The sequence below is a fragment of the Streptomyces sp. NPDC048671 genome (assembly GCF_055587045.1).
This window is the reverse complement of the sequence record NZ_JBVJHB010000018.1, coordinates 51,300-75,933: the sequence shown is the minus strand read 5'-3', so window position 1 is coordinate 75,933 and position 24,634 is coordinate 51,300. Positions and strand designations below refer to the sequence as shown.

Genomic DNA, 24,634 nt, shown 5'->3' with positions numbered 1-24,634 from the left:
CCACTGACAATCGCCCTGACCTCGGACAATCGGCCACTCGCTGTCCGCAGTCCGCCGTCCGCAGCCCGCCCTGCGCCCCGGTCTCAGGGAAGCCGTTCCGGCCGGGTCGCTTTGATCGAGTACATCAGCGGGATGCGCGGCCGCTCCGCCGGGAAGCGGTAGCAGCCGTCCGACTGACGCTCCAGCGCGGTGAAGCGCGCGAAGAGCGAGGCGTCGTGCTCGTGCAGGAACTCGATCCGCAGCCCGGCCGCGGCCAGGGCCGAGACCACGCTGCCCACCGGGTGCTGCCACTCGACGCTGCGGTTGTGGACGGTCGGCGCGTCGAAGTCCGCGTACGTGCCAGGCGTCTCGTCCACCCAGGCGTCGCGGCTGAAGTAGTCGTGCACGATCCGCGAGCCGGTCGCGTCGTCGAGGCAGTCGGTGAGCGGATGGAACTCCGCCAGGTAGAGGAAACCCCCGGGCGCGACGAGCGAGGCCGCCGTCTCGGCCCAGCGGTCGACGTCGGGCAGCCAGTTCAGCGCGCCGACACCGGTGTAGACGATGTCGTACGAGGAGTCCGGGACGGCCTCCGCCGCGTCGTGGACGTCGGCGGCGACGAACGCCGCCCGGTCCGGGGGCAGGCCGAGGTCCCGGGCGAGCGAGCGGGCGGTCTCGACGGCCGGTTCGGAGAAGTCGAGGCCGACGACCTGGGCGGCGCCGTGCCGGGCCCAGGAGAGGGTGTCGAGTCCGATGTGGCACTGGAGGTGCAGCAGCGACCGGCCCGTCACGTCCCCGACCTCCGCCAGCTCGAAGGCGCGCAGGGAGTCCTTGCCCGCGCGGAAGGCGTCCAGGTCGTAGAAGTCACTGCCGGTATGGATGGGCACACGTTCATCCCACATCGCGCGGTTGGCTTCGCGCCAGTCGGCGGGTATCGGTGCATGCATGTCGGCGAGGTTATCCACAGGCTGCGGACGGGGCGAACGAATTGTCGGCCGCCCGGCGCAGAATGGGGGGCATGACTGAGACCACTGGTTCGACGACCGATTCCGTTCCGGAGTGGGAGCAGCGTTTCCGGGCTCCCCGGGTGTCCCTGCCCGACTGGGCGGAGGACGCACCGGACCGCGCCCTGTTCGTCTCCAACGCGACGGGGACGTACGAGCTGTACTCCTGGGACCGGGCCACCGGTGAGCAGCGCCAGGTCACCGACCGGCCGAACGGGACGACGGACGGCACGCTGACGCCGGACGGCGAGGCCATCTGGTGGTTCAACGACACCGACGGCGACGAGTTCGGGGTGTGGATGCGCCGGCCGTTCCCCGGCGGCGAGGGCGACGCCGGGGCCGCGAAGGACGAGCCGGCGACGCCCGGCCTTGAGCCTTCGTACCCGGCCGGGCTCGCGATCGGCCGGGACGGCACCGCGGTGGTGGGCCGTTCGACGGACGAGGACGGGACGACGGTCCACGTCGTACGGCCCGGAGCGGGGCCCGTCGCGATCTACCGCCACCGCGAGTCGGCCGGGGTCGGCGACCTGTCTCACGACGGGACGCTGATCGCCCTGGAGCACACCGAGCACGGTGACGCGATGCACTCCGCGCTGCGCGTGGTGCGGCCGGACGGCACGGCGGTCGCCGAGCTGGACGACACCGAAGGGGGCACGAAGGAGCTGGGCCTCGCCGTTCTCGGCTTCGCCCCGGTCGCGGGCGACACCCGGCTGCTGGTCGGCCATCAGCGGCGCGGCCGCTGGGAGCCGATGATCTGGGACCCGGTGGCGGGCACCGAGACGGACCTCGCCATCGAGCTGCCGGGCGATGTGGGCGCCGAGTGGTATCCGGACGGCTCCGCGCTGCTGATCGAGCACGGCTTCGAGGCCCGCAGCGAGCTGTGGCGGTACGAGCCGGCGGCGGGCGACGGCACCCTGGTGCGGGTGGAGACGCCCACCGGTTCGGTCTCCGGGGCCACCGCCCGCCCGGACGGCACGGTGGAGTACCTCTGGTCGTCGGCCGCCGAGCCGCCCGTCGTCCGGTCCACGACCGGTGCGGTGGTGCTCGATCCGCCGGGTGCGAAGGCTCCGCGCTCCGTGCCGGTCGAGGACGTGTGGGTGGAGGGGCCAGGGGGCCGGGTCCACGCGCTCGTCCAGCGCCCCGCGGCCCCGGCCGAGGGGCCGTTCCCGACCGTCTTCGAGATCCACGGCGGCCCGACCTGGCACGACAGCGACGCCTTCGCGGGCGGGCCCGCCGCCTGGGTGGACCACGGCTACGCGGTCGTCCGGGTCAACTACCGCGGCTCGACCGGCTACGGGCGTGCCTGGACGGACGCGCTCAAGCACCGGATCGGCCTGATCGAGCTGGAGGACATCGCGGCGGTGCGGGAGTGGGCGGTCAAGTCCGGCCTCGCGGACCCGGCGAGGCTGGTCCTGGCCGGCGGTTCGTGGGGCGGCTACCTGACCCTGCTCGGCGTCGGTACGCAGCCCGGCGACTGGGCCGTGGGCCTGGCCGCCGTCCCCGTCGCGGACTACGTCACGGCGTACCACGACGAGATGGAGGCCCTGAAGGCGATGGACCGCACCCTGCTGGGCGGGACACCGGAGGAGGTGCCCGAGCGCTTCGAGGCCTCCTCGCCCCTGACGTACGTGGACGCCGTGCGGGCCCCGGTCTACATCTCGGCGGGCGTCAACGACCCGCGCTGCCCGATCCGCCAGGTGGAGAACTACGTGGACCGGCTGAAGGACCGGGACGCGGTGCACGAGGTCTACCGCTACGACGCCGGTCATGGCTCGCTCGTCGTGGAGGAGCGGATCAAGCAGGTGCGCCTGGAGCTCGACTTCGCCGCCCGCCACTTGGGAACGCCGGGCCCGGCCGGGACGGACCAGACCGCGTAGGAGCCGGATAAAGGGCCCCTCCACGGGTGCCCCCGCTCCGGACGGCCGGAGCGGGGACCGTACCGTGGAGGGGTGTACCGGTTCCTGCTGACCCCGCGATGGTGGGGGATCAACCTCTTCGTCGTGCTGGCCATCCCGTTCTGCGTGTTCATGGGCACGTGGCAGCTCGGCCGCTTCGAGGACCGCGTGCAGACGCACGAGGCCGCCGACAAGCAGCCCGCTCCGGGCACGAGGGCCGCCAAGCCGCTCGACGAGCTGCTGCCCGTCGACACGGTGACCTCCGGCCGTCCCGCCACCGCGACCGGCCGGTACGCCGACCAGTTCCTGGTGCCCGGCCGGAAGCTGGACGACCGCAGCGGCTTCTACGTCGTGGGCATGCTGCGCACCGACAGCGGCAAGGCGCTGCCCGTGGTGCGGGGCTGGCTGCCCGGAAAGGCCGGACACACCTCGGTGCCGCCCGCGCCGACCGGCGATGTCACCGTGACCGGCGACCTCCAGGCCTCGGAGAACACGGCCACGGCGGGGGTCGACGCGAAGGGCGGGCTCCCCGACGGCCAGGTCGGCATGATCAGCGCCGCGTCACTCGTCAACCTCGTGCCCTACGACGTGTACGACGCATGGGTGACACTCCAGAAGACCGACGCCCGCCCCAGCGGCAAGGCCGCCGCCGGTGCGGACGCTACCAAGGGCGCGGACGCCGCCAAGGGCGCCGCTGTCCTGCGCCCCGTACCGGCCGCCGCCGCACAGGGCACCGGGCTCGACCTGAAGGCCTTCCAGAATCTGGGCTACCTGTGCGAGTGGTTCGTCTTCGCGGCGTTCGTGCTCTTCATGTGGTTCCGGCTGGTCCGGCGTGAGGCAGAGGCCGTCCGGGACCTGCGGCTGGGCCTCGTCGCCGACCCGGACGCGACCCCGGACCGGGACAAGGACGCGACCCCGGCCCCGGACGCGGACGCGGCCACAAGCTCGGACGACGCGGAGGCGGAGGCGGACGCGGAGGCGGCCACGGACGCGGCCACGAGCCGCTGAACGCCGGGCATTCCGGCACCGCTCCCACACTGCACCCGCGCCGCTCCTACGACGACGGCTCCAGCGCGCCCGTCCGGTAGATCGTGCCCGCACAGGCGTTGGCGATCTTCGTCTCGGCGACCGGCGCTCCCGGTTCCGGGGTGTGCTTCACGGAGACGCTGCCCTGCGCCGTCCCCGGGCCGTCCTCGCTGCCGAACTGCGTCTCCGTACCCGCTTCGGTGTCCCCGGTCCCGCTGCCCGTACTGGACCCGGACAGGCCCCCGGTGCTGCCGGCCGCACCCTCCGTCGGGGTCGGGGAAGGTGTGCCTCCGGTCGTCGGGCAGGTGTCCCCCGGCACCCAGGCGAACTGCACCTCGTACGCCATCTCCGGCTTCAGCAGCACCGTCGCCTCCTCCTGGGCGGGATCGGGCAGTCCGGACGCCGCGTCCCCCTGGGTGTGCCGGACGACCACGATCTTGGCCGGGTCCGCCGCGCCCATCGCCTGGAAGCCCACCGTGCCGCCGCTGCTCACCGAGCAGTTCTTGCCGGAGACATTGGCGATCCGGAACGTCCCGTACACCGTGCCGTCGGCACCGGCCGCCCCCGTGCTGGCCGAGGCGACACCGAGCTGGTCGGGCGAGCAGGTCGGCATACCGGCCGCCGCGCTGGCCCGCGGGTCGGCCGAACCGCCGGCCACCGTGCCCTCCACGCCCTGGCCGCTGCTGGCGGACGGGCTGGCCGAGCTGTCGGGGACACCGTCACCGGCGTCGTCCCGCCCGTCGCTCCCGACGCCGCCGTTCGCGCCGCCGGACGCCGGACCGGGCTCCTCGCCGTTGCCGCCCTGTGCCTGCTCGCCGTGACCGGCGATCGCGGGGCTGGCGGTGTTCGATCCCTCGGAGTTCGCGACATGGACGAAGGCGGGGATCGCGGTGCCGATGAGCAGGGCCGCCGCCGCCGCGCCGACGAGCGCCTGCCGCCGCCGGGCCCGCCGGGCGGGCACCGCGCGATACAGGTGGTCGAGGCTGCCGTCACGGGGTTCAAGGCCCTGCACGGCACCGCGCATCATCCGGCGCAGCGCGTCCTCGTCGGCGTCCGCGCCATCGTGGGAGCCGAAGTCGAAGTCAAAACCGGAGCCGAAGTCGGAGCCGCTACCGGATCCACTACCGGAGCCACTGCCACCACGGCTGCCACTGCCAATGCCGCTGCCGCTGCCGAAAAGGTCGGTCAGCCCGCCGGGCTCCGTGCCCGGTTCCGTATCGCGGTCCGTGCCCGGGGTGCCGTCCGGCCCGTGATTCACAATTCCGTTTCCAGTCCGGTCAATCCGATGTCCGAATGAGGGCCCGTGCCGGTGTCCGTTCTCGCCTTCGTGACCGTGACCGTGCTCGTGGCCGTCGCGCCGGCTCATGCCTGCGCCTCCATCACCACGCGCAGCGCCGCGATGCCGCGGGAGCCGTACGCCTTCACCGAGCCCAGGGATATCCCGAGGGTCGTGGCGACCTGCGCCTCCGTCATGTCCGCGAAGTAGCGCAGCACCAGTACCTCCCGCTGGCGCCGTTGCAGCCCCCGCATCGCCTTGATCAGCGCGTCCCGCTCCAGTTGGTCGTACGCGCCCTCCTCCGCGCTCGCCATGTCCGGCATGGGCTTGGAGAGCAGCTTCAGCCCGAGGATGCGGCGACGCAGCGCGGAGCGGGAGAGGTTGACGACGGTCTGGCGCAGATACGCGAGTGTCTTCTCGGGCTCCCGTACCCGGTTGCGCGCGGAGTGCACGCGTATGAACGCCTCCTGCACGACGTCCTCACAGGACGCCGTGTCGTCCAGCAGCAGGGCCGCGAGGCCGAGCAGCGAACGGTAGTGGGCGCGATAGGTTTCGGTGAGATGGTCAACTGTAGTTCCGGCCGCCACGCTGTCGTCAGCGCCCTCGCGCTGTGACGGCAGCCCTGTCGGGCGCGTAGCGGGCATGGGCGCGATCACCGGCATACCGCCGGGCGCGCGGGGCCGTCTGAGCGGTCGCACCGAAGCGCCGCGCAAGGGGCCCACCACTGTGATATCGAGTACCTCTGCCACGCCAGTTGGACACGTTTCCCCCCGTCAGGGTTGTACGCATACGGCACCGCGTTTGACACCATGCGATATGCCTTCATACGTAACCGCTCTTCCCCAAATACCCCGAATGTGCGCCTCGCCGCGCAAGAAGTGACGGCTTAGACGCGTGCCGCCCGACCGGCGGTTGCAGCGGGCCGAAAGGTCATCGTCGGACACCGCGACACCCCAGCTCAAGAGGTTCAGACCAGCAACTTGCTCACAGGGCGTTCACAGAACGTACAAAACAGGTTCGATCAGGACCGGGGAAATTCAGGACGCGGGGAATTCGGCAGCCACCGATTCGGCGATCTGCGCCACGTTCAGCGCGGCGCCCTTGCGGAGGTTGTCGCCGCAGACGAAGAGTTCCAGCGCCCTCGGCTCGTCCATCGACCGGCGGACCCGGCCGACCCAGGTCGGATCGGTGCCCACCACGTCGGACGGGGTCGGGAAGTCGCCCGCTCCGGGGCTGTCGTACAGCACCACGCCGGGCGCGGTCGCCAGGATCTCGTGCGCCCGGTCGACCGTGACCTCGTTCTCGAAGCGGGCGTGCACGGACATCGAGTGGGTGGCGATCACGGGGACGTACACGCAGGTCGCCGACACCCGCAGGCTCGGCAGATCGAGGATCTTGCGGCACTCGTCGCGGATCGCCAGCTCCTCGGACGACCAGCCGTCCCCGGCGTCCGTACCGGCCCACGGCACGACGTTGAGGGCGACGGGTGCGGCAAACGGGCCGCCGTCGCCGTCCCCCACGACCCGGCGTACGTCGCCCGGTTTCGTGCCCAGTTCGGTGCCGGCCACCATCGTCAGCTGCTCGCGCAGCGCGGCGACGCCGTCGCGTCCGACTCCGCTGACGGCCTGGTACGAGGACACGACGAGTTCCCGCAGTCCGAATTCGGCGTGCAGCGCGCCGACCGCGACGATCAGCGCCAGCGTCGTGGAGTTCGGGCTCGCGACGATGCCGCGCGGTCTGATCCGGGCGGCATGGGGGTTGATCTCGGGGACGACGAGCGGAACGTCGCCGTCCATCCGGAAGGCCGCGGAGTCGTCGATGACGACCGCGCCGCGGGACGCGGCGAGCGGCGCCCAGCGTTCGGACACCTCTTCGGGCGCCAGGAACAGCACCACGTCCACGTCGTCGAAGATGTCCTCGGAGAGTTCGAGGACCTCGGTCTCCTCACCGCGCACGACCAGCTTGCCGCCGGCCGAGCGCGGCGAGGCGATCAGCTTCACCTCGCCCCAGACATCCGCGTGTTCCGAAAGGATCTGGAGCATGACGCCACCGATCGCCCCGGTCGCGCCGACGACCGCGAGCGAAGGGCGGCGTGTGGTCATCGTCCGGTGCCCCCGTACACGACTGCCTCGTCGGAGTCGCTGTCGAGGCCGAAGGCGGAGTGCACGGCGCGCACGGCCTCGATGACGTCGTCGGCACGGGTGACCACTGAGATGCGGATCTCGGAGGTCGAGATCAGCTCGATGTTCACGCCCGCGTCGGACAGTGCCTCGAAGAAGCCCGCGGTGACGCCCGGGTTGGTCTTCATACCGGCGCCGACCAGGGAGATCTTGGCGATCTGGTCGTCGTAGCGAAGCGAGGCGAAGCCGATGATTCCGCGGCTGCGCTCCAGGGCGTCGATGGCCTTGCGGCCCTCGGACTTCGGGAGCGTGAACGAGATGTCGGTCAGACCGGTCGACGCGGCGGAGACGTTCTGCACCACCATGTCGATGTTGACCTCGGCGTTGGCGATCGTACGGAAGATCGCGGCGGCCTCGCCCGGCTTGTCGGGCACACCGACGACGGTGACCTTGGCCTCGGAGACGTCATGGGCGACTCCGGAGATGATCGCGTGCTCCACCTGCTGGTCCCCTTGCGGCTCGTTGCTGACCCAGGTTCCGCGCAGTCCTGAGAAGGACGAGCGTACGTGGATCGGAATGTTGTAACGGCGTGCGTATTCCACGCACCGGTGCAGCAGCACCTTGGAGCCGGACGCCGCCAGCTCCAGCATGTCCTCGAAGGAGATCCAGTCGATCTTCCGGGCCTTCTTGACGACCCGCGGGTCGGCGGTGAAGACACCGTCCACATCGGTATAGATCTCACAGACCTCGGCGTCCAGCGCGGCGGCGAGCGCGACCGCGGTGGTGTCGGACCCGCCGCGACCCAGGGTGGTGATGTTCTTGCCCTCCTGGCTCACCCCCTGGAACCCGGCGACGATGGCGATGTTGCCCTCGTCGATCGAGGTCCGGATGCGGCCCGGCGTCACATCGATGATGCGCGCTTTGTTGTGGACCGAGTCGGTGATGACGCCGGCCTGGCTGCCGGTGAACGACTGGGCCTCATGGCCCAGGTTCTTGATCGCCATGGCCAGCAAGGCCATGGAGATCCGCTCTCCCGCGGTCAGGAGCATGTCGAACTCACGCCCGGCCGGGATCGGGGATACCTGCCCGGCGAGTTCGATCAGCTCGTCCGTCGTGTCGCCCATCGCTGACACCACGACAACCACCTGGTTGCCGTTCTTCTTGGCATCGACGATTCGCTTGGCGACGCGCTTGATGCCCTCGGCATCGGCTACGGAGGAACCTCCGTACTTCTGCACGACAAGGCCCACGTGCGCTCCTCGCTCAATCCATTGCTGCGGTCGGCTCAGTTTAACGAGCAGCCCGGAAACGCCTCGCCGATATCACATGCTGAGATGTCCCGCTCACCACGTGATCACCGGCGCGCCGTTCCGAACTGCTCGTACGAGGCTGCTGCCCGCCGATCGTCCAGGCACTCCTTTATGTGTCCCAGCCCACACGCCCGGCGCCGGGGGCGGCCACGCGGGCTACGGGTTGCCGACCAGCTGGACGGGGCCCCTCAGGGTGTTCGGGGTGCAGCCGGGGCCCGACAGGGTCAGCCGCTCCTCCGTGCCGACCACGGAGAGCGGGCCCGTCAGCGACGTGCCGCAGATCTGCACCGTCCGCGCGCCGACCGCCTGGACGGGCCCGGTGATCTCGGCGCCCTTCGCCACCAGGCTCGCGCCCGCGCCGACCACGACGGGGCCGGTCAGCTTCGTACCGTCCAGGCAGGTGACGCCGGAGGATATGACCAGCGGTCCGGTGTGCTTGCCGGTCACCGTCTTCGTGCAGGCGGGGGCGGCGGGGACACGGGCCCGGTAGTCGAGGGCGTACGCGAGCTTGCCGGGCTTCGCGTCGGAGATCGGGGCACTCAGCTTCCCGAACTCGCCGCCGGTCGCCTTCTTCCCGTTGTTCCACTCCGCCATCCGGCCGAGTTCGTCGGCGGTGCGGCCGTCGGCGACGACAGTGTCGCCGGGCGTCGCCGACATCACCTCCGAGGCGGTGCGGATCGCGGAGAGGTACGGGGCGGGGGCGGTCAGGTCGTACGTGCCGAGGTCGACACGCTCACGCAGCCAGGTGCCCCACTGGAACTCCAGGAACTCCGCGGCGTCGGCGGGCGCCCGGTAGCCGATGTCACGGGTGAAGTAGGCGAGGCTGCGGTAGCGGTCGTCGTGGAAGTGGGCCAGCCCGAGACGCCGGGGAAGCTGGTCCGTGGTGATGGGCCGGTTGTTCTCGTCACGCAGCCAGACCCACTTCTTCTCCTGCATGGTCTTCCAGAACGCGGCGGTGGAGAGCCCGCTCAGGTTGTCCACGACGCGCAGCCTGATGTGAGTCTTCGGGCCGCCGTCGGGCGCCTCCAGGAGCGACGTGAGGGAGTGGTGCCCGTCGGTGAGGTACAGGGCGCCACCGGGCCCGACGACGACCGTCTTCATCTCGGCGCGGGTCTCGGCCGTCTCCTCGCCGAGGGGGACGGTGCAGGTGAAGCTCGACGCGTCGGAGAGCCTGGCGCCGGGCTGCACGCTCGCGGCCTTCTCCTGGCCGTTGGTCTCGCACCAGTCGTCGAACCGCTTGTTGAGGTCGCCGTTCGCCTCGTCCTTGGTGCCGGTGTAGCGGCCCAGCTTGTAGTAGATCTGATCGAAGCCCACGGTGGACTGGGTGGGACGCAGCTGGTCCAGGGTGACATCGAGCAGCTCCCCGGCCTTGGGGCTCCCGGCCTTGGGGCTCCCGGCCGTGGAGCTCCCGGCCGTGGAGCCGGCCACGGGGCCCGCCGCCGTGGCCGTACCACCACTCGCGAGCACCCCGCCCAGCACCACCGCGCCCGTGGCGAGGCCCGCCCCCAGACGGCGCAGGCGAGGGGCGCGGGGCTGGGGCTGGAGCTGGGTACGGACTGAGCCGGTCATACGGTCTCCACGTGTCTGCGGGGGCGAGGCGGGGCGGGACGCTGCGTGGGGTGCGCCGAGGATCGCGCACATCTACTCATCCGCACCCGCCCCGACTGGCGAATCCCGGCCATCGGGCGGGTGTCGGCCGGGTGAACGCCTGCGACGGGCGGCTCAGCCGGCCAGGAACGTGTCGGGGAGTCGCCGTCCAGCACGGTGTCCCACACCTCATCGGGGCGCAGCGGGCGATCGAATCCCGACATCCAGCGGGCAAAAGGCCGACTTGTCCAGCAGGTGTCGCACGCTCATACCGCCGACGTCTCCTGTCCGGATCCACCCGGCACGTCCGGCATGAAGTCGATCTCGCCGGACTTGATCGCGTCGCTGAATTCCTCGCACCGCAGCCGCTTCGCCGCGTCCTCCACGGCTGCCGCAATCGCCTGCTCGTCTGTCTCCACCCCGTACTTCTCACGGGCATCGGCGACGAACGCCTCGTCGATCCGAACTGTGTACCGGGCCGCGCTCAGCGGCCCGTCCTCGGCCCCGGTACGGCCGGGCGCCCCGCGGCCGCCCGCAGCCCCGCCACCCTGGCCGCGACGTCCGTACGCTGCCGGGGACGGGCCAGGAACGTGTCGGGGATGTCGCCCGTCGCCCCCTTCGCCTCGTCCCGGTCGATGTCCGCGCGGCAGTCCACGCAGACCCCGTCCACGAGCGTGGTGGTGCTCTCGTCCTCGTCGCAGAAGGCGCACATCTCCAGCGCCGCCACGATGGTCTCTTCCACTTCCCGGAACTTGCTCTTCTTCGGCTGCGGTACGGGCGGCATCTTGTTCTCCAGTCGAGTACGAAGGAAGGCTCCGGCGGAATGCACGGAGACCGGCAGTCCTGCGACGAGCGCCTGGCCGACCTGCTCACGGCCCACCCCGCGCTCCATCCACTCCTGCACCAGCGGTTCCAGGGCGACGCATTCACCCTCGGAGAGCTGGAGCCTCGGCTCCCTGCGCCCGAGCGCCGCGAGCACGTCGTACGCCTCCGAGCGCGCGGCCGGAACGCCCGGCTCGGGCTCGGACGCGGGCTCGGCGGACGGCACCGCGTCCGGCGCCGGGGGCTGCCCCGGCACGTCCACGCCCCGGATGTACCGGATGTACCGCGTCCACCAGGTGGCGTCGCGGGCCGTGCGGGCGAAGAACGTACGCGTCACCCAGCGCAACCCGCTGCCCTCCACGGCGATCTGCACCCGGATTCGGCGCAGGTGCCCCGTCCTGGTCAGCCGGTCCAGCGCACTGCGGCACGCCTGCTGCCCGTAGTCGGGCAGTTCCTCGGCCAGCACCTTGTAGCCGATCGCGGCACCCTCGGGCAGCCGGTCGATGTACGCGGCGATGGCCGCTTCCCGAGTGGGCAGATGCGCGAAGTCGGCTGCACCGCGCGGGGCTTCGTCGGGGACGAGCCGCTTGCCGTAACCGGCTTTGGCCATGCGGTGGGCGGGCGCACGCAGGGCAGCACTAACATGGGCAGAAGTCATGTGGATCGAGTCTCTTTCGATCTATCAGGACAAGATCCCGGTTGGTGTTGGCTCACCGCCGGGATCGTCCGTTTTAAGGACTGTTACACCGAACCTAGAGCGCGCACACGCTGTGACGCAAGCCGATCACCGAAAGTCATCCGCACAGGTGATACGCGGGATTTGGGAGGGTGGGTGGGTTCAACCTCACCACCCATTCCTACAGAAAGAGGCTCGGACTCCGAGGCTCGCGGCTCGGAGCTTGAGCCTCGGGCCGACCTGCACAAACGCGGCCCTACGCCACCGCGAAGGCGACGAACGCCGCCCAGGGCGCGGCGGGAACCGTCAGCTCGGGGCCGGCAGTCAGCTTGGAGTCGCGGATGTGTATCGCGGTGGGGCAGGGGGCGACCTGAACGCAGTTGCCGCCCTCGCCATCACTGTACGTGGACGTGCGCCAGCTCAGGGCGGCTTCGACGCAGGCGCCGCCTTCGGAGTTGCTGTAACTCGACTTGAACCAGCGCAGCTCGCCACTCATAACTCGTCCACCATCCGCTCAATGAAGTCTGCCGACTCTCGCACCCCCAGAGCCTCCATGCGGATCATGCTAAGCCGCTCGCTCGTCATGCTGACCATGCTCGGATCGGAACTCAATCGGCTGTCGAACTGCCCCTCATCGAAGGCAAGTCGCTCATGGTCCGACGATTCCAGCAGTACCACCGGGCCCAACAGGGCAGCAGGAATGGCTCTCTCAAAGGGCAGCACTTGCACGGACACATTACGCAACCGCCCCAGCTCCAACAGCTGGATCAGTTGTCCCCTGTCCACGTGCGGGCCCCGCAGCACCGCTTCGTAGAGGACGAAGCTCAGGGCGACCGGGGGCTTGCGCCGCAAAATCGCCTGGCGCTCCAGCCTGGCCGATACACGCGCTTCTACGGTCTCCTCGTCCAAAGGCGGCGAGTGGTTGCCGATCAGTGCTTGCGCGTACGACTTCGTCTGCAACAAGCCGGGCACCAGGACCGTTTCGTACCACCAGAGGCTGATCGCCTCGCTTTCCCGCCCCATGAAGTCCTGCGCCCGCGCAGGAAACCGCTCCCGCCGCACGAAGTGCTTCGCGGCGCTCAGCAGCCCCTCCGCCCGGAGCAGCGCATCCGCCACATCGAGCAGTTGCGGCGTCGGCATCCGTACGCCCTGCTCCATCGACTTGATCGTGTCCGGGGCGTACTTCGCCGCCGCGCCCAGTTCCTCCCGGCTGACGCCCGCCCGTGTGCGCCAGCGTTTCAGCTGGTCACCGCAGTAGCGCCAAGCCGCGGGGGGCGGGTCCTGAACTGACACAGCAGCCACCTCCAAGGGATACACAGCACCGTGTATCGCAGTAGTCACTACCGAGCGTAGCCACTTCGCTGCCACCGTGTAACCATGACGCGAGCAATTCACCATCCCGAGTGGGTCCCCGCCGCCGGGCACCAACTCCGCTTGAACGGAATCCACTTCGACGCCCTGCGCATCCAGGGCATCCGGGGCGAGGAGGTCGCGGCCCGGCTGGGGCGGCTCACCAGGGACGATGCCGGGCCGATCGTGTGGCAGGGGACCGGGATGCGCTGGATGTACTTCCTGCTGCCGCCGCGCACGGCGGGCGACCGCGCGTGGCCGCTGGACGTCGAGCGGTTCGGGACCCGGCACCAGGTCAACTACGTCGGCGTACCGGCGCTGAACGGGCACACCTGGCCGCTGATGTGGCAGTCCTGGCCCACGCCGACGGCGCCCTTCGTGGACGCGGACCGGCTCTGGTCGGCCCTCGGCCGGGTCGATCACCTGTGATCAGGCCGCGCCCACGATCCGAGTCATCGAACGCCTCCGTCTTCCCGTGCCCCGCCGCACTGGCGCCGCACTCCGCTGCCGACCGGTCCGCTACGTGACCGGGCGCAGGCCCAGCGGGGCCGCGATCTCCTCGACCATCACGCGGCCTGCCTCCTCGGCCAGGTCCTCGTCGCCGGCGTCCTGGTCGGTGTCCAGGCCGTCGAGCGCCTGGAGGGGCTGGTTGAGGCGGATGTGGGCGATGAGTGACTGGAGGGCGCGCAGGGCGGCGGAGGCGGTGGAGCCCCAGTTGGAGAAGTAGGAGAACTGCCACCACCACAGGGCCTCGGTGGTGCGGTCCTCCTCGTAGTGGGCCAGGCCGTGGCGCAGGTCCGTGACCAGGTCGGCCAGGTCGTCGGAGATGCGGGCCGGGACCGGGGCCTTGCGGGGCTCGTACGGGTCGAAGACCTCGGAGTAGACGTCGATCGGCTCCAGGAGGGCGGCGAAGCGCTCGCGCAGGCCGTCCGCGTCCGGTTCGGCGCCGAGGTCCGGCTCGTAGCGCTCCTCCGGGAGGATGTCCTCGTACGCGCCCAGCCGGCCGCCCGCCAGCAGGAGCTGGGAGACCTGGAGCAGCAGCACCGGAACGGCTTCTTCCGGCTCCTCGACCCGCGACACCTCCGTGACCGCGACGATGAACGTCTTGATCTGGTCGGCGATCTGGACCGCGAAGTCGTCGGGGTCCTGGGTGACAGTGTTCAGCGTGGCGTCAGACATCGCGGAGACCTCCCGTGGGCACTGTCGGAGACGGTGAGTAGAAGATAACTGCGCTGAACGTAAAGCCGCCGTGAGGCCCCGTGCAAGAGGCCGGAGCCGGAGCCGGGAGGTGGGCCGGGAGGTGGGCCGGGAGGTTGACCGGAAGGCGGGCCCGGAGCGCGTCAGACATCGAGCAGCCGCCTCCCCTCGAAGGCGCGGCCGAGCGTGACCTCGTCCGCGTACTCCAGGTCGCCGCCCACCGGCAGACCGCTGGCCAGCCGGGTGACCCGCAGCCCCATCGGCTTGACCATCCGCGCCAGGTACGTCGCGGTGGCCTCGCCCTCCAGGTTGGGGTCGGTCGCCAGGATCAGTTCCGTGATGGAGCCGTCGGCCAGCCGGGCCAGCAGCTCACGGATGCGCAGATCGTCCGGACCGACGCCCTCGATGGGGCTGATCGCCCCGCCCAGTACGTGGTACCGGCCCCGGAACTCGCGGGTCCGCTCGATCGCGACGACGTCCTTCGGCTCCTCGACGACACAGATGACCGTCAGATCGCGGCGCGGGTCGCGGCAGATCCCGCAGTGCTCCTGCTGCGCCACGTTGCCGCAGATCGCGCAGAAGCGGACCTTGTCCTTGACCTCAAGGAGGGCATGGGCGAGGCGGCGCACATCCGTGGGCTCCGCCTGAAGGATGTGGAAGGCGATCCGCTGCGCGCTCTTGGGACCGACGCCGGGCAGCCTGCCCAACTCGTCGATGAGGTCCTGAACCACGCCTTCGTACAACGGAAAGCCTTTCCTGGCGCCTGGTCGGCCGCGTAGTGGTACGTACCGTAGGGGGTGCGTACCGTCTTGGATATGTCCTCGGACAGGCCCTTGAACAGGTTCTCGGGCAGGTCCTCGGGCGGGTTCTCTGTCAGAAGGGGAGGCCGGGCATGCCGCCCAGGCCCTGGGCCAGCGGGCCCAGCTTCTGCTGCTGGAGCGTCTGGGCGTTCTCGTTCGCCGCCTGGACCGCCGCGACGACGAGGTCCGCGAGCGTCTCGGTGTCCTCCGGGTCCACCGCCTTCGGGTCGATCACCAGGGCGCGCAGCTCGCCGGAGCCGTTGACGGTGGCCTTGACGAGACCGCCGCCCGCCTGGCCGTCGACCTCGGTCCTGGCCAGTTCCTCCTGGGCCTCCGCGAGGTCCTGCTGCATCTTCTGGGCCTGCTGCAGCAGCTGTTGCATATTGGGCTGACCACCACCGGGAATCACGGTCACTCCAGGCATTTCGACGACAAATGTTTCGGTACGCCGAGCCTACGTTGTCCCCGGGCGGCGCGCCCCACCCACTGACGAGCAACTCTTTCGGGTGAGATCGAGTCAGCGAAGGCAGGACTCCTATACCTGATCACAGGCTCCGCGCACCCTGGAATACCGCGATTTCGACCCCGCGGCCCACCATTCGGCGGTAGGAAGGGCATGGGTCCCGGTACGCGCACGTGCACCAGCCGTCACGCAAGGTTACGCATGGGGTACTGCCGGTCGCAGCGAGCGTCAGTGAGCAGAGGGCAGAGATCCCGCCCATCGTCGAGGACGCGGTCGACATCACGCGTCGCAATGCAGCATGCAGAGGAGTACCCCGGTGAGTCAGCCGGAGATGCAGCCCGAAGGGCCGCCCCGCAACGATTCCGGTGTGCCCGGTCCGGCCGGTTCCGCCGCTCCTTCCGGTCCGGGCTCCGGCGCGCCGGACCGGGATCTGACCGGAACGCCCTTCCCGCTCGGCGACTGGGGGGAACCGGCCCAGCGGCTCGACGAGCTGTACCGCTGGGTCGAGGCCGACGCGCTGCGCACCGCCGACTGGTATCTGGCCGACCGGGTGTGGAAGCGGCGCGCTGCCAGGGTCCTGCGGGCGGGGGCCGCGGCCGGTGCGGTGGCGGGCGCCGCGCTGCCGCTGCTCGATCTGACGGGGGCGCTGCACGGCGCGGCGGGCTGGGGCTATCTGTCGCTGCTGCTGGGTGCCGCGTGCATGGCGTGCGACCGGTACTTCGGCCTGACCTCCGGCTGGATAAGGAATCTCGCGACGGCACAGGCCGTACAGCGGCGCCTCCAGGTGCTCCAGTTCGACTGGGCCTCGGAGTCCGTGCGGGAGGTGCTCGGCCCGACCGAGGGGACGGCGAGCGAGGCGGCCGAGCGGTGCCTCGGTGTGCTGCGGCGGTTCTCGGAGGACGTCACGGAGCTCGTGCGGTCGGAGACCGCGGACTGGATGGTGGAGTTCCGGGCCGGTCCCGCGCCGATGGGGATGCAGGCGCTGGTGTCCGGCGGCACGGGCGGGGGGCGTGCGGAGCAGGGTGCGCAGCCGGGGCGGTTCCCGTTGCAGTCGATGGGCCGGCCGAACATGCCGCGGCAGCGGCCGCCGGAGTCCCCGCGATGACCGGTCGTGATGACCTGTCGTGATGACCAGTGATGGCCGCGGGGCTCCGGCGGGAGCCTCTGCCGCTGGCGCGTCCGGCGGCTCGTTCGTCAGCTCGTTCGTCAGCTGAAAATGATCATTGAGCCCTGGGCGAGGCTGCGGGTGACCGCCGCGTGCAGGCCGAGCCAGACGTGGCGTTCCCGGGCGAACGGGCTGTCGTCGTACGGGATCGGGACCGCCGGTTCCTCCAGGTCGGTGGGCGCGGCGGGCGGCAGCGGGGCGGCCGGCGGGTTGGCCGGATCGATGCCGATGGACGGGGCGACGAACTCCAGCTCCCTCAGCAGCCCGTGCGCGGAGCCGAGCGGGCCGCCGCCCTCCAGCAGGTCGTCCGTGGAGATCGGGTACGCGAAGTCCAGCGGGACGTACGCCCCGGCGTGGTCGTAGTGCCACACCAGGTGCGACTGCTGGGCCGTCGGCTCGAACATCTCCAGCAACTGCTCGTAGTCGCCGCCCAGTGCGTCCACGGGCGTGACGGCGAGGCCGCTGATCTGGAGCAGATAGGCGCGGCGCAGGAAGTGCAGGGCGTCGTAGTCGAAGCCCGCGACCGGGGCCACGTCTCCGGTCAGGCCCGGCATATAGGCGTAGACGGGTACGGGCGGCAGCCCTGCCTCACCCAGTGCCTTGTCGAAGACCGCTATCTCCTCGGCGAAGGGGTTGTCGGGGCTGTGGCACAGCACATCGACGAGGGGGACCAGCCACAGGTCACAGGCCACGAAATCTCGCTCTCCAACTGGTGCGTGCGATGGTCAGGACAGCGTAATTCGGGACAGCGTAATGCGGCCGGCACGTCGCGGACAGTGGTCCCCCATGACCGACTTCGAGGACCGGTGCCGGTCAGGCCTCCGGCAGCGCCGGGTCCCCGGGTTCGTCCGCCTCGGGCGGCCGCGGTGCGTGACCGGGGTGGGCCGGGTCTCCGGCCGCCAGCCGGTCCGCCCAGCTCAGGGCGTGGCCGTTGTACTCCTCGATCACCACGCGCAGCGCCTCGCGGTCCCGGAGCGTGACCGCGGCGACGAGGTCGGCGTGGCCCTGCCAGAGCCAGTCCCGTACGTCCGCGTCGCCGCGCAGGTACGGCACGGCGAACACCCAGGCCTGGACGCGCAGCCGGTGCAGGAAGTCGCTGATGTACGTGTTGCCGGCGAGCGCGCCCAGCTCGCGCCAGAAGCGCAGGTCGTAGCCGATGAGGATGTCCAGGTCACCGCCGCGCGCCGCGCGGGCGGCCTCCTCGGCCCGGCGGCGTACGGAGACGAGCGCGTCCCGGTTCCTCAGCTGCCGTGCCGGGGACGGGCGCGGGTGGCGGAAGACGTCCCGGATCACCCCGTCCATGACCAGGGTGCGGGCCTCCACCATCGCCCGGTAGTCCGCGACGGTGAACTGGTGCACCCGGAATCCGCGGTGCTGATCGGATTCGAGCAGGCCCTGCGCGGAGAGATCGAACAGCGCTTCCCGGACAGGCGTCGCGGAGACGCCGTACTGCTCGGCGATCTGCTTGACGGTGAACTCCCGTCCCGGCTGAAGACGCCCCGCAAGCACCTCGTCACGCAGCGCGTCCGCGATCTGCTGCCGCAGCGTACTGCGCGTGACAGCCCCGCTCACGCGCATGGGCGCCCCTCCCCTGTTTCGGTTTCGGCCACCTTAGACCGAGCCGGACCCCCTGGCCGGACGAGCCGTCGGCGGGAGAGGAGGGGCGCTGTGCGCGGACGGCGCTACACGGTGTGCTCGTCGGCCACCGACAGCGCGATGTCCAGTGCCGCCAGGCCCTCCTTGGCCTCCGCCTCGGTGACGTTGCAGGCCGGCACGGCGTGGGTGCGGTTCATGTTGATGAACGGCCACAGGCCGTTCTTCTTCGCCGCCGCTCCGAAGGCCGCCATCGGGGCGTTGGCCGCGCCCGTCGCGTTGTACGGCACCAGCGGCTCGCGGGTCTCCTTGTTCCGGACCAGCTCCAGCGCCCAGAACGCGCCGAGGCCGCGGATCTCGCCGACCGACGGGTGATTCTCGGCCAGCTCGCGCAGACCGGGGCCGAGGACCGTCTCACCGATGCGGGCGGCGTTCTCGATGACCTTCTCGTCCTCCATCACGTGGATGGTGGCGACGGCCGCGGCGCAGGCCAGCGGGTGTCCGGAGTAGGTCAGCCCGCCCGGATAGGGGCGGGTGTCGAAGGTGGCGGCGATCTCGGCGGAGATCGCGACGCCGCCGAGCGGTACGTAACCGGAGTTGACGCCCTTGGCGAAGGTCATCAGGTCGGGGGTGACGTCGAAGTGGTCGGCGGCGAACCACTTGCCGGTACGGCCGAATCCGGCCATCACCTCGTCGAGGACGAAGACGATCCCGTACCGGTCGCAGATCTCGCGGACACCGGCGAGATAGCCGGGCGGCGGCGTCATGATGCCGGCCGTGCCCGGGATGGTCTCCAGGATGATCGCGGCGATGGTCGAGGGGCCCTCGTAGGCGAGGGTGTCCTCCAGGTGCTGGAGCGCGCGGGCGCACTCCTGCGCCTCGGTCTCGGCGTAGAACGGCGAGCGGTAGAGGAACGGGGCCCAGAACCGGACGACGCCCGCCGAGCCGTTGTCCGACGCCCAGCGGCGCGGGTCACCGGTCAGGTTGATCGCGGTGGAGGTGGCGCCGTGGTACGAGCGGTAGGCGGAGAGCACCTTCGTACGGCCGGTGTGCAGCCGGGCCATCCGGACGGCGTTCTCGACGGCCTCGGCGCCGCCGTTGGTGAAGAAGATCTTGTCCAGGTCGCCGGGGGTGCGCTCGGCGATGAGACGGGCCGCCTCGGAGCGCGCCTCGATCGCGAAGGCGGGCGCGAAGGTCGTCATCTTCCCCGCCTGCTCCTGGATCGCGGCGACGACGGTGGGGTGCTGGTAGCCGATGTTGGTGTAGACGAGACCGCTGGTGAAGTCCAGGTAGCGGTTGCCGTCGTAGTCCCAGAAGTACGCCCCCTCGGCGCCGGCGACGGCGAGCGGGTCGATCAGGCCCTGGGCGGACCAGGAGTGGAACACGTGCGCACGGTCGGCGGCCTTCACGGCCGCGCCGGCGGCGGGGTCAGCGGCGTCGGCATGACGGGGATGAGGGGTCATACGGCGAGCGTAGGCCGCGGCGGGCGCGGCTCGGTATGGCCACCTTGTATGGAGTGGGGCGTGTGGTTCGGCAGGGTGTCGGGTCGGCGCGAGAGCCCACCGCGTTGACAACATGTTGTCGTGATGACAGCATGTTGCCAAAGATGCTGCTCCTGCCCGCGCACCGTTCCTGTCTGAAACGCTCGTCCTGTCCGCGCACTGTTCCTGTCTGAACGCTCGTCCTCTCCGAGCGCTCATACTTTCCAGGAGGCCGTCATGACCCGCAGGACCGTATATCTGGCCGTGTACGACACCTACGCCGACTGGGAGACCGGGCACGCCACCGCCCACCTCGCCCAGAACGGCTTCACCGTCCGGACGGTGGGCCCGACGACCGACCCCGTCACCAGCATGGGCGGGCTGACCGTGCTCCCCGATCTGGCGCTCGCGGAGCTGCGCCCCGAAGACGCCGCGCTGCTGATCCTGCCGGGCGCCGGGCTGTGGGACACCGGCGACGAGCTGGTCCCCTTCGCCCGTGCCGCCCGGACCTTCCTGGACGCGGGTGTGCCGGTCGCCGCGATCTGCGGGGCAACGGCGGGGCTGGCCCGCGAGGGGCTGCTCGACGAGCGGGCGCACACGAGTGCGGTGTCCTTCTACCTGGCGGCCACCGGCTACGAGGGCGGCAAGCACTACGTCGACGCGGACGCCGTCACCGACGACGGCGGTGCCGTTTCCGGTGGTTCGGGTTCCGGTGGTTCGGGTTCCGGTGGTTCGGGTTCCGGTGGTTCGGGTTCCGGTGGTTCGGGTTCCGATGGTTCGGGTTCCGGTGGGGCTCTGGTCACTGCCGGGCCGACCGAGCCCGTCGCGTTCGCCCGCGAGATCCTCGCCCTTCTCGGGGTGTTCGAGGGCGAGAAGCTCGACGCCTGGTACCGCCTCTTCCACGATTCGGACCCGAGCGCGTACGAAGTGCTCCAGGGATGAGCCGTACGGAACAGGACCGGCTGAGCCGGACCGCTCTCGGTGTCTTCCGGCTGAACGGCCAGTTCCTCTCCGCGGCGGAGGAACTGGCCCGTCCTGCCGGGCTGACCGCCGCGTGGTGGCAGGTGCTCGGGGCGGTGCAGGCCGAACCGCTGCCGGTCTCCGGGATCGCCCGGGTCATGGGCATCACCCGGCAGGCAGTGCAGCGGATCGCCGATCTGCTGGTGGGCAAGGGCCTCGCGGAGTACGTACCGAACCCGGCCCACCGCCGCGCGAAGCTCCTGCGCCCCACCCAGGAGGGCCGCACGGCGATCTCCCGGATCGGCCCCGGTCACGAGGAGCTCGCGGCGCGGCTGTCCCGGGAGCTGGGCCCGGAGGAGTTCGCGCAGACGGTACGCGTGCTGGAGCGCCTGGCGCAGGCCATGGAAGTCCTGCAAACCCCCGACGCCCCCGGCCCGTCCGGCGGTTGAGGGGCGAGCCCCGGCCACGGACCACCCACCGCACCCCGCCGGGGCACAACGGCGCCGCTATTCTCGACCCGTCCGGCGTGTCGCCGTACGGGGGAGGACTGCACACCATGGAAAAGCTCGGCTCCGTAGATCCGCAACGCATCGGCGCCTACCGACTGCTGGGCAGACTCGGCGCGGGCGGCATGGGCCAGGTGTACCTGGCCCGCTCGGATCGCGGCCGCACCGTCGCGATCAAGCTCGTGCGCGAGGAGCTCGCCGAGCAGCAGGAGTTCCGCGACCGGTTCAGGCGGGAGGTGATGGCCGCACGCCGCCTCGGTTCGACCTGGACCGCCCCCGTACTGGACGCCGACACCGACGCCACCGTGCCCTGGGTCGCCACCGGTTACGTCGCGGGCCCGTCCCTCCAGGCCACCGTCTCGGGCCGCGCGTTCGCCTCGGCGGGCCCCGCCCCCGGCGCGTACGGACCGCTGCCCGAACGCTCGGTCCACATCCTGGGCAACGGTCTCGCGCACGCCCTGCGGGCCATCCACACCGCCGGGCTCATCCACCGCGATCTCAAGCCGTCCAACATCCTGCTGACGATCGACGGCCCCCGCGTCATCGACTTCGGTATCGCCCGCGCGCTCGACACCGTCACCGACGGCGGTCTCACCCGCACCGGGGCGCTGGTCGGCTCCCCCGGCTTCATGTCGCCCGAGCAGGTGCGGGGCGAGCGGGTGACCACGGCGTGCGACGTGTTCTGTCTGGGCTCGGTGCTGGCGTACGCCTCGACCGGACGGCTCCCGTTCGGCGGGACGGCCAGCGGAGTGCACGCGCTGATGTTCCGGATCGCGCAGGAGGACCCGGACCTGACCGGGGTGCCGGTGGGCCTCGTGGAGCTGGTCCAGCACTGCCTCAACAAGGACCCGGAGGCCAGGCCGACGACCGACGAGATCCTGGACCGGCTGGCCGAGGACCACACCTCGGAGCCCTGGCTCCCTGGGGCGCTCATCGCCCAACTCGGCCGCCACGCGGTGGAACTGCTCGACTCGGAGGACCCGGAGGACCCGAAGGGCGGTGCGGAGCCGAGGGACGCGGTGCCCTCTGAGTACGCGGCGGGCGCGGAGAAGGCAGGGACGACCGAGAAGGCAGGGACGACCGAGAACGCGGCGGGCCCTGCGGACACGGTCCGGCAGGACACGCCCTCCCCGCCCCCCGCCGTTCCGTCCCCCGCCGGCCCGCCGCCCGCCGCGCCGCCGGAGCACCCCGCGCCGGGCAGCACCCTCCCCCTCCGCACCGTGGTCGGCCCCCAGCAGCGGCCCGGCACCCCGGCGGCCGGATACCCGGCCGCGTACCCGGCCGCGCCCCAGCCCCCTGCCCCGGCCCCTGCCGCGTACCCGGCCCAGGCCCAGGCCCCCGCCCCGGCCTACGGCTATCCGCCGCAGCAGAGCCCCAACCAGGGCTACGCGTACGGCTATCCGCAGCAGCCCGGTTTCGGCTCCGCGCCCGCGTACGACCCGCTGTATCCGACCGGAACGCAGCCGCCCGCCCCCGAGCCGGCCCGCCGGAGAACCGGCTCGACCGTCGCTCTCGTCGTGATCGCCGTGCTCGTCGCGATAGGCGCCGGCGGCTCCGTCTACGCGCTGATGAACGACAAGGGCTCCCACACCGCCTCCCCCACGCACTCCACCACCCCGTCGAAGGACAGCACCGGCGGCTCCGGCTCCCCGTCCCCCGCCGGCGGCCAGGACCCGCCCCCCGGCGACGACGGGCAGGACGGCGACGAAGAGGGCGGCGTCCCCGCGTCCTACCTGGGCACCTGGTCAGGCAGCATCGACAACGCCACCGGCCACTCCACCCGCGAACTCGTCATCCGGCAGGGCCGGTCCGGCGACGCCGTCCTCACCCTCACCGCACAGGGCCCGACCGACAACGGCGGCACCTACCGCTGCGTCTTCGAGGCGGATCTGACGGACGACGTCACGGGCGACGACCCGCTGCGGGTCGGCCCCTCCACGGTGACGGTCGGCGAGCCCATGTCGTCCTGTACGCCGGGCAGCCCCACCACACTCACCCTGCTCCCGGACGGCACCCTGAGCCGCGAGAACACGGCCACCGGCGAGAAGCTCACGTACACGAAGTCCGGCTGAGCGGGACGAGTCCCGCCCCCTCCCGTCCCCCTCCCGATATTCGTCTCCCGTACCCCTCCCGTTCGCCTCATCGGCTCGGTGACCCGGTCGCCCTCGGGTTCAGCAGCCGCCTGGCCAACGGGGCGTGGTACGGGGAGAAGTTCGGGTTCAGCGCGAGCGCCTCGCGCAGGTGGCGGTCGCCCTCGGGCAGCCCGAGGGCGTGCTCGATCGCTCCCCGGTGGTACCGGAAGAGCGCATTGCCCCAGCCCGTCCTGGCGGCCTTGCGGGCGTATCCGACCGCTTCCGCGTCGTGCCCCGCGCGGTGCAGGGACCAGCCCAGGGCGTCCGCGACGATGACGCTCCGGGCCCGCTTCCACTCGCCCCGCATGAGCTCCACCGCGACATCCGGGTCGCCGTGGTCGGCGACGTACAGCGCGAGATGCGGATCGACCGCACCGCCCGACGCCCGCAGCAGCCGCACCTGCGCGGCCAGCACCTCCTTCTCCGGCCGGACCTCGGCTCCGCCGCCGCCCAACTCCACCGCCTCCGCGAGGAACTGCGGCAGCGGTGCGCGCCCGGTCAGCTCCCGGTACATGCCCAGGGCCTTGGCCCGTTCACCGCGCACCGCGCGCACCCTGGCCAGTCCGGACTCCCCGTACATGTAGCCGGGTACGGCGTCCACCGCGAGCCGGAAGTGGTGCTCCGCCCGGTCCACCGCGCCCTGCGACCACGCCAGTTCACCCAGCCTGGCCTGGGCGAAGGCGCGTTCGTCGGCCGTGGACGCGCTGCCCACGGCCCGTTGGAGGGCGATCGCGGCGTCCTTCGGCCTGCCGTTGGTCTCCAGGTCGTACGCCGCTCTGCTGTACGCCGCCCCGGCCGGGGCGATGTCCAGCAGCCGCTGCACCGCGGCCCTGGCCGCCGGGTAGTCGCCGAGCTGGATCTGCGCGTCGGCCAGCACGGTGTAGCCGTCCGCCCGGTCGGGCGCCATCCGGGTGGCGCGGAGCCCGAAGTCGCGGCCCTCGGCGAACGCGTGGCGGGCGTTGGCGACCACCCCCTGCCCCGTAACGGCGGCGTAGTTGTCGGTCTTCTGGAGGGCCAGGGAGTGGCGCAGCGCCTCGTCGGCCGCGTCGAGACGGCTCGCGTCCAGGGTGACCCGGGCCTCTTCGGCCTCGGCGCTCGCCAGGCCCGACCAGGACGTCGGGTCGTCCGGATAGCGTTCCGTGCGCTTACGGGCGGTGGCGACCGCGAGACCGGCGGCGGCGGGCGCCGCACCGGCCCGCGGAGCGGCGGCCACCGGGTGCTGGTCGTCGGCGGGACCGAGGTACAGCAGTCCCGCCACGCACCCGGCCACGGCCGCCGCTCCGCCGGCCACGGGG

24 protein-coding genes are annotated in these 24,634 nt (G+C 71.3%); 7 read left to right on the top strand and 17 right to left on the bottom strand.

The genetic code is table 11. The features are described from left to right. Nucleotides 1-83: 83 nt before the first annotated feature. A complete protein-coding gene (locus ACZ6S6_RS31535) occupies nt 84-923 on the bottom strand; it encodes a class I SAM-dependent methyltransferase (protein WP_469708208.1) in 840 nt (279 codons plus the stop codon). 71 nt (nt 924-994) lie between these two features. Between ACZ6S6_RS31535 and ACZ6S6_RS31530 the strand changes: the two genes are divergently transcribed. Together ACZ6S6_RS31530 and ACZ6S6_RS31525 are read left to right on the top strand one after the other, a co-directional pair. Next, entirely contained in the window at nt 995-2,857 is a 1,863-nt protein-coding gene (locus tag ACZ6S6_RS31530; protein ID WP_469708206.1) for a S9 family peptidase, read from the top strand. Nucleotides 2,858-2,929: 72 nt separating this feature from the next. Beyond that, nucleotides 2,930-3,883: an SURF1 family protein gene (locus ACZ6S6_RS31525; RefSeq protein WP_469708204.1), complete on the top strand. Its 954-nt coding sequence runs from the start codon at nt 2,930-2,932 to the stop codon at nt 3,881-3,883. A gap of 46 nt (nt 3,884-3,929) precedes the next feature. Here ACZ6S6_RS31525 and ACZ6S6_RS31520 read toward each other — a convergent pair whose 3' ends face one another. The 9 genes from ACZ6S6_RS31520 to ACZ6S6_RS31480 all read right to left on the bottom strand — a co-directional run bounded on the left by ACZ6S6_RS31520 (nt 3,930) and on the right by ACZ6S6_RS31480 (nt 12,985). Further along, complete coding sequence (locus tag ACZ6S6_RS31520; RefSeq protein WP_469708202.1) at nt 3,930-5,159, bottom strand: hypothetical protein; 1,230 nt, start codon at nt 5,157-5,159, stop codon at nt 3,930-3,932. A 104-nt stretch (nt 5,160-5,263) separates the two neighbouring features. Then, complete coding sequence (locus ACZ6S6_RS31515; protein ID WP_207319729.1) at nt 5,264-5,839, bottom strand: SigE family RNA polymerase sigma factor; 576 nt, start codon at nt 5,837-5,839, stop codon at nt 5,264-5,266. A 375-nt stretch (nt 5,840-6,214) separates the two neighbouring features. Next, nucleotides 6,215-7,279 (bottom strand): aspartate-semialdehyde dehydrogenase, encoded by a 1,065-nt coding sequence (locus ACZ6S6_RS31510; RefSeq protein WP_469708200.1) that lies wholly within the window; start codon nt 7,277-7,279, stop codon nt 6,215-6,217. Further along, entirely contained in the window at nt 7,276-8,547 is a 1,272-nt protein-coding gene (locus ACZ6S6_RS31505) for an aspartate kinase (RefSeq protein ID WP_362961266.1), read from the bottom strand. The genes ACZ6S6_RS31510 and ACZ6S6_RS31505 overlap by 4 nt, the downstream gene beginning before the upstream one ends. 216 nt (nt 8,548-8,763) lie before the next feature. Further along, a complete protein-coding gene (locus ACZ6S6_RS31500; RefSeq protein WP_469708198.1) occupies nt 8,764-10,176 on the bottom strand; it encodes a ParB/Srx family N-terminal domain-containing protein in 1,413 nt (470 codons plus the stop codon). Between the two features lie 284 nt (nt 10,177-10,460). Further along, nucleotides 10,461-10,613, bottom strand: coding sequence for a hypothetical protein (locus ACZ6S6_RS31495; protein ID WP_362961262.1), 153 nt, complete (start codon nt 10,611-10,613; stop codon nt 10,461-10,463). Nucleotides 10,614-10,678: 65 nt separating this feature from the next. After that, nucleotides 10,679-11,674 (bottom strand): hypothetical protein, encoded by a 996-nt coding sequence (locus ACZ6S6_RS31490; RefSeq protein ID WP_469708194.1) that lies wholly within the window; start codon nt 11,672-11,674, stop codon nt 10,679-10,681. Between the two features lie 274 nt (nt 11,675-11,948). Continuing rightward, the gene (locus tag ACZ6S6_RS31485) at nt 11,949-12,188 is read right to left on the bottom strand and encodes a DUF397 domain-containing protein (RefSeq protein ID WP_469708192.1); all 240 of its coding nucleotides are present in this window, start codon (nt 12,186-12,188) and stop codon (nt 11,949-11,951) included. Continuing rightward, nucleotides 12,185-12,985: a helix-turn-helix domain-containing protein gene (locus tag ACZ6S6_RS31480; RefSeq protein ID WP_469708190.1), complete on the bottom strand. Its 801-nt coding sequence runs from the start codon at nt 12,983-12,985 to the stop codon at nt 12,185-12,187. The genes ACZ6S6_RS31485 and ACZ6S6_RS31480 overlap by 4 nt, the downstream gene beginning before the upstream one ends. 84 nt (nt 12,986-13,069) lie before the next feature. On the opposite strand from ACZ6S6_RS31480, the gene ACZ6S6_RS31475 reads away from it, so the two are divergent. Next, nucleotides 13,070-13,471, top strand: a complete 402-nt coding sequence (locus ACZ6S6_RS31475) for a hypothetical protein (protein ID WP_469708188.1) — start codon at nt 13,070-13,072, stop codon at nt 13,469-13,471. Nucleotides 13,472-13,561: 90 nt separating this feature from the next. On the opposite strand, the gene ACZ6S6_RS31470 is transcribed toward ACZ6S6_RS31475, so the two are convergent. The 3 genes from ACZ6S6_RS31470 to ACZ6S6_RS31460 all read right to left on the bottom strand — a co-directional run bounded on the left by ACZ6S6_RS31470 (nt 13,562) and on the right by ACZ6S6_RS31460 (nt 15,448). After that, a complete protein-coding gene (locus tag ACZ6S6_RS31470; RefSeq protein ID WP_469708186.1) occupies nt 13,562-14,221 on the bottom strand; it encodes a DUF5063 domain-containing protein in 660 nt (219 codons plus the stop codon). Nucleotides 14,222-14,382: 161 nt separating this feature from the next. Then, nucleotides 14,383-14,982, bottom strand: coding sequence for a recombination mediator RecR (gene recR / locus ACZ6S6_RS31465; RefSeq protein ID WP_362961245.1), 600 nt, complete (start codon nt 14,980-14,982; stop codon nt 14,383-14,385). Between the two features lie 130 nt (nt 14,983-15,112). Beyond that, nucleotides 15,113-15,448: a YbaB/EbfC family nucleoid-associated protein gene (locus ACZ6S6_RS31460; RefSeq protein WP_362961300.1), complete on the bottom strand. Its 336-nt coding sequence runs from the start codon at nt 15,446-15,448 to the stop codon at nt 15,113-15,115. 370 nt (nt 15,449-15,818) lie between these two features. Between ACZ6S6_RS31460 and ACZ6S6_RS31455 the strand changes: the two genes are divergently transcribed. Further along, the gene (locus ACZ6S6_RS31455; protein WP_362961241.1) at nt 15,819-16,607 is read left to right on the top strand and encodes an SLATT domain-containing protein; all 789 of its coding nucleotides are present in this window, start codon (nt 15,819-15,821) and stop codon (nt 16,605-16,607) included. Nucleotides 16,608-16,708: 101 nt separating this feature from the next. Here the strand turns inward: ACZ6S6_RS31455 and ACZ6S6_RS31450 are convergent, their stop codons facing one another. The 3 genes from ACZ6S6_RS31450 to ACZ6S6_RS31440 form a co-directional block, all read right to left on the bottom strand. Further along, a complete protein-coding gene (locus tag ACZ6S6_RS31450) occupies nt 16,709-17,359 on the bottom strand; it encodes a hypothetical protein (protein WP_362961238.1) in 651 nt (216 codons plus the stop codon). A gap of 121 nt (nt 17,360-17,480) precedes the next feature. Beyond that, nucleotides 17,481-18,245: a GntR family transcriptional regulator gene (locus ACZ6S6_RS31445; RefSeq protein ID WP_469708183.1), complete on the bottom strand. Its 765-nt coding sequence runs from the start codon at nt 18,243-18,245 to the stop codon at nt 17,481-17,483. Nucleotides 18,246-18,349: 104 nt separating this feature from the next. Then, complete coding sequence (locus tag ACZ6S6_RS31440) at nt 18,350-19,723, bottom strand: aminotransferase class III-fold pyridoxal phosphate-dependent enzyme (protein ID WP_469708180.1); 1,374 nt, start codon at nt 19,721-19,723, stop codon at nt 18,350-18,352. Nucleotides 19,724-19,978: 255 nt separating this feature from the next. Here ACZ6S6_RS31440 and ACZ6S6_RS31435 point away from each other — a divergent pair, with 255 nt between their 5' ends. The 3 genes from ACZ6S6_RS31435 (at nt 19,979) to ACZ6S6_RS31425 (ending at nt 23,279) form a co-directional block, all read left to right on the top strand. Next, nucleotides 19,979-20,683 (top strand): DJ-1/PfpI family protein, encoded by a 705-nt coding sequence (locus ACZ6S6_RS31435; protein WP_469708178.1) that lies wholly within the window; start codon nt 19,979-19,981, stop codon nt 20,681-20,683. Beyond that, entirely contained in the window at nt 20,680-21,150 is a 471-nt protein-coding gene (locus ACZ6S6_RS31430; protein ID WP_362961227.1) for a MarR family winged helix-turn-helix transcriptional regulator, read from the top strand. Before ACZ6S6_RS31435 ends, ACZ6S6_RS31430 begins: the two co-directional genes overlap by 4 nt. A 107-nt stretch (nt 21,151-21,257) precedes the next feature. Next, nucleotides 21,258-23,279, top strand: coding sequence for a serine/threonine-protein kinase (locus ACZ6S6_RS31425; RefSeq protein WP_469708176.1), 2,022 nt, complete (start codon nt 21,258-21,260; stop codon nt 23,277-23,279). 67 nt (nt 23,280-23,346) lie between these two features. On the opposite strand, the gene ACZ6S6_RS31420 is transcribed toward ACZ6S6_RS31425, so the two are convergent. Further along, nucleotides 23,347-24,630 carry a tetratricopeptide repeat protein gene (locus ACZ6S6_RS31420; protein ID WP_469708175.1) on the bottom strand — a complete coding sequence of 428 codons (1,284 nt, stop codon included), beginning with the start codon at nt 24,628-24,630 and terminating at the stop codon, nt 23,347-23,349. Nucleotides 24,631-24,634 lie beyond the last annotated feature (4 nt).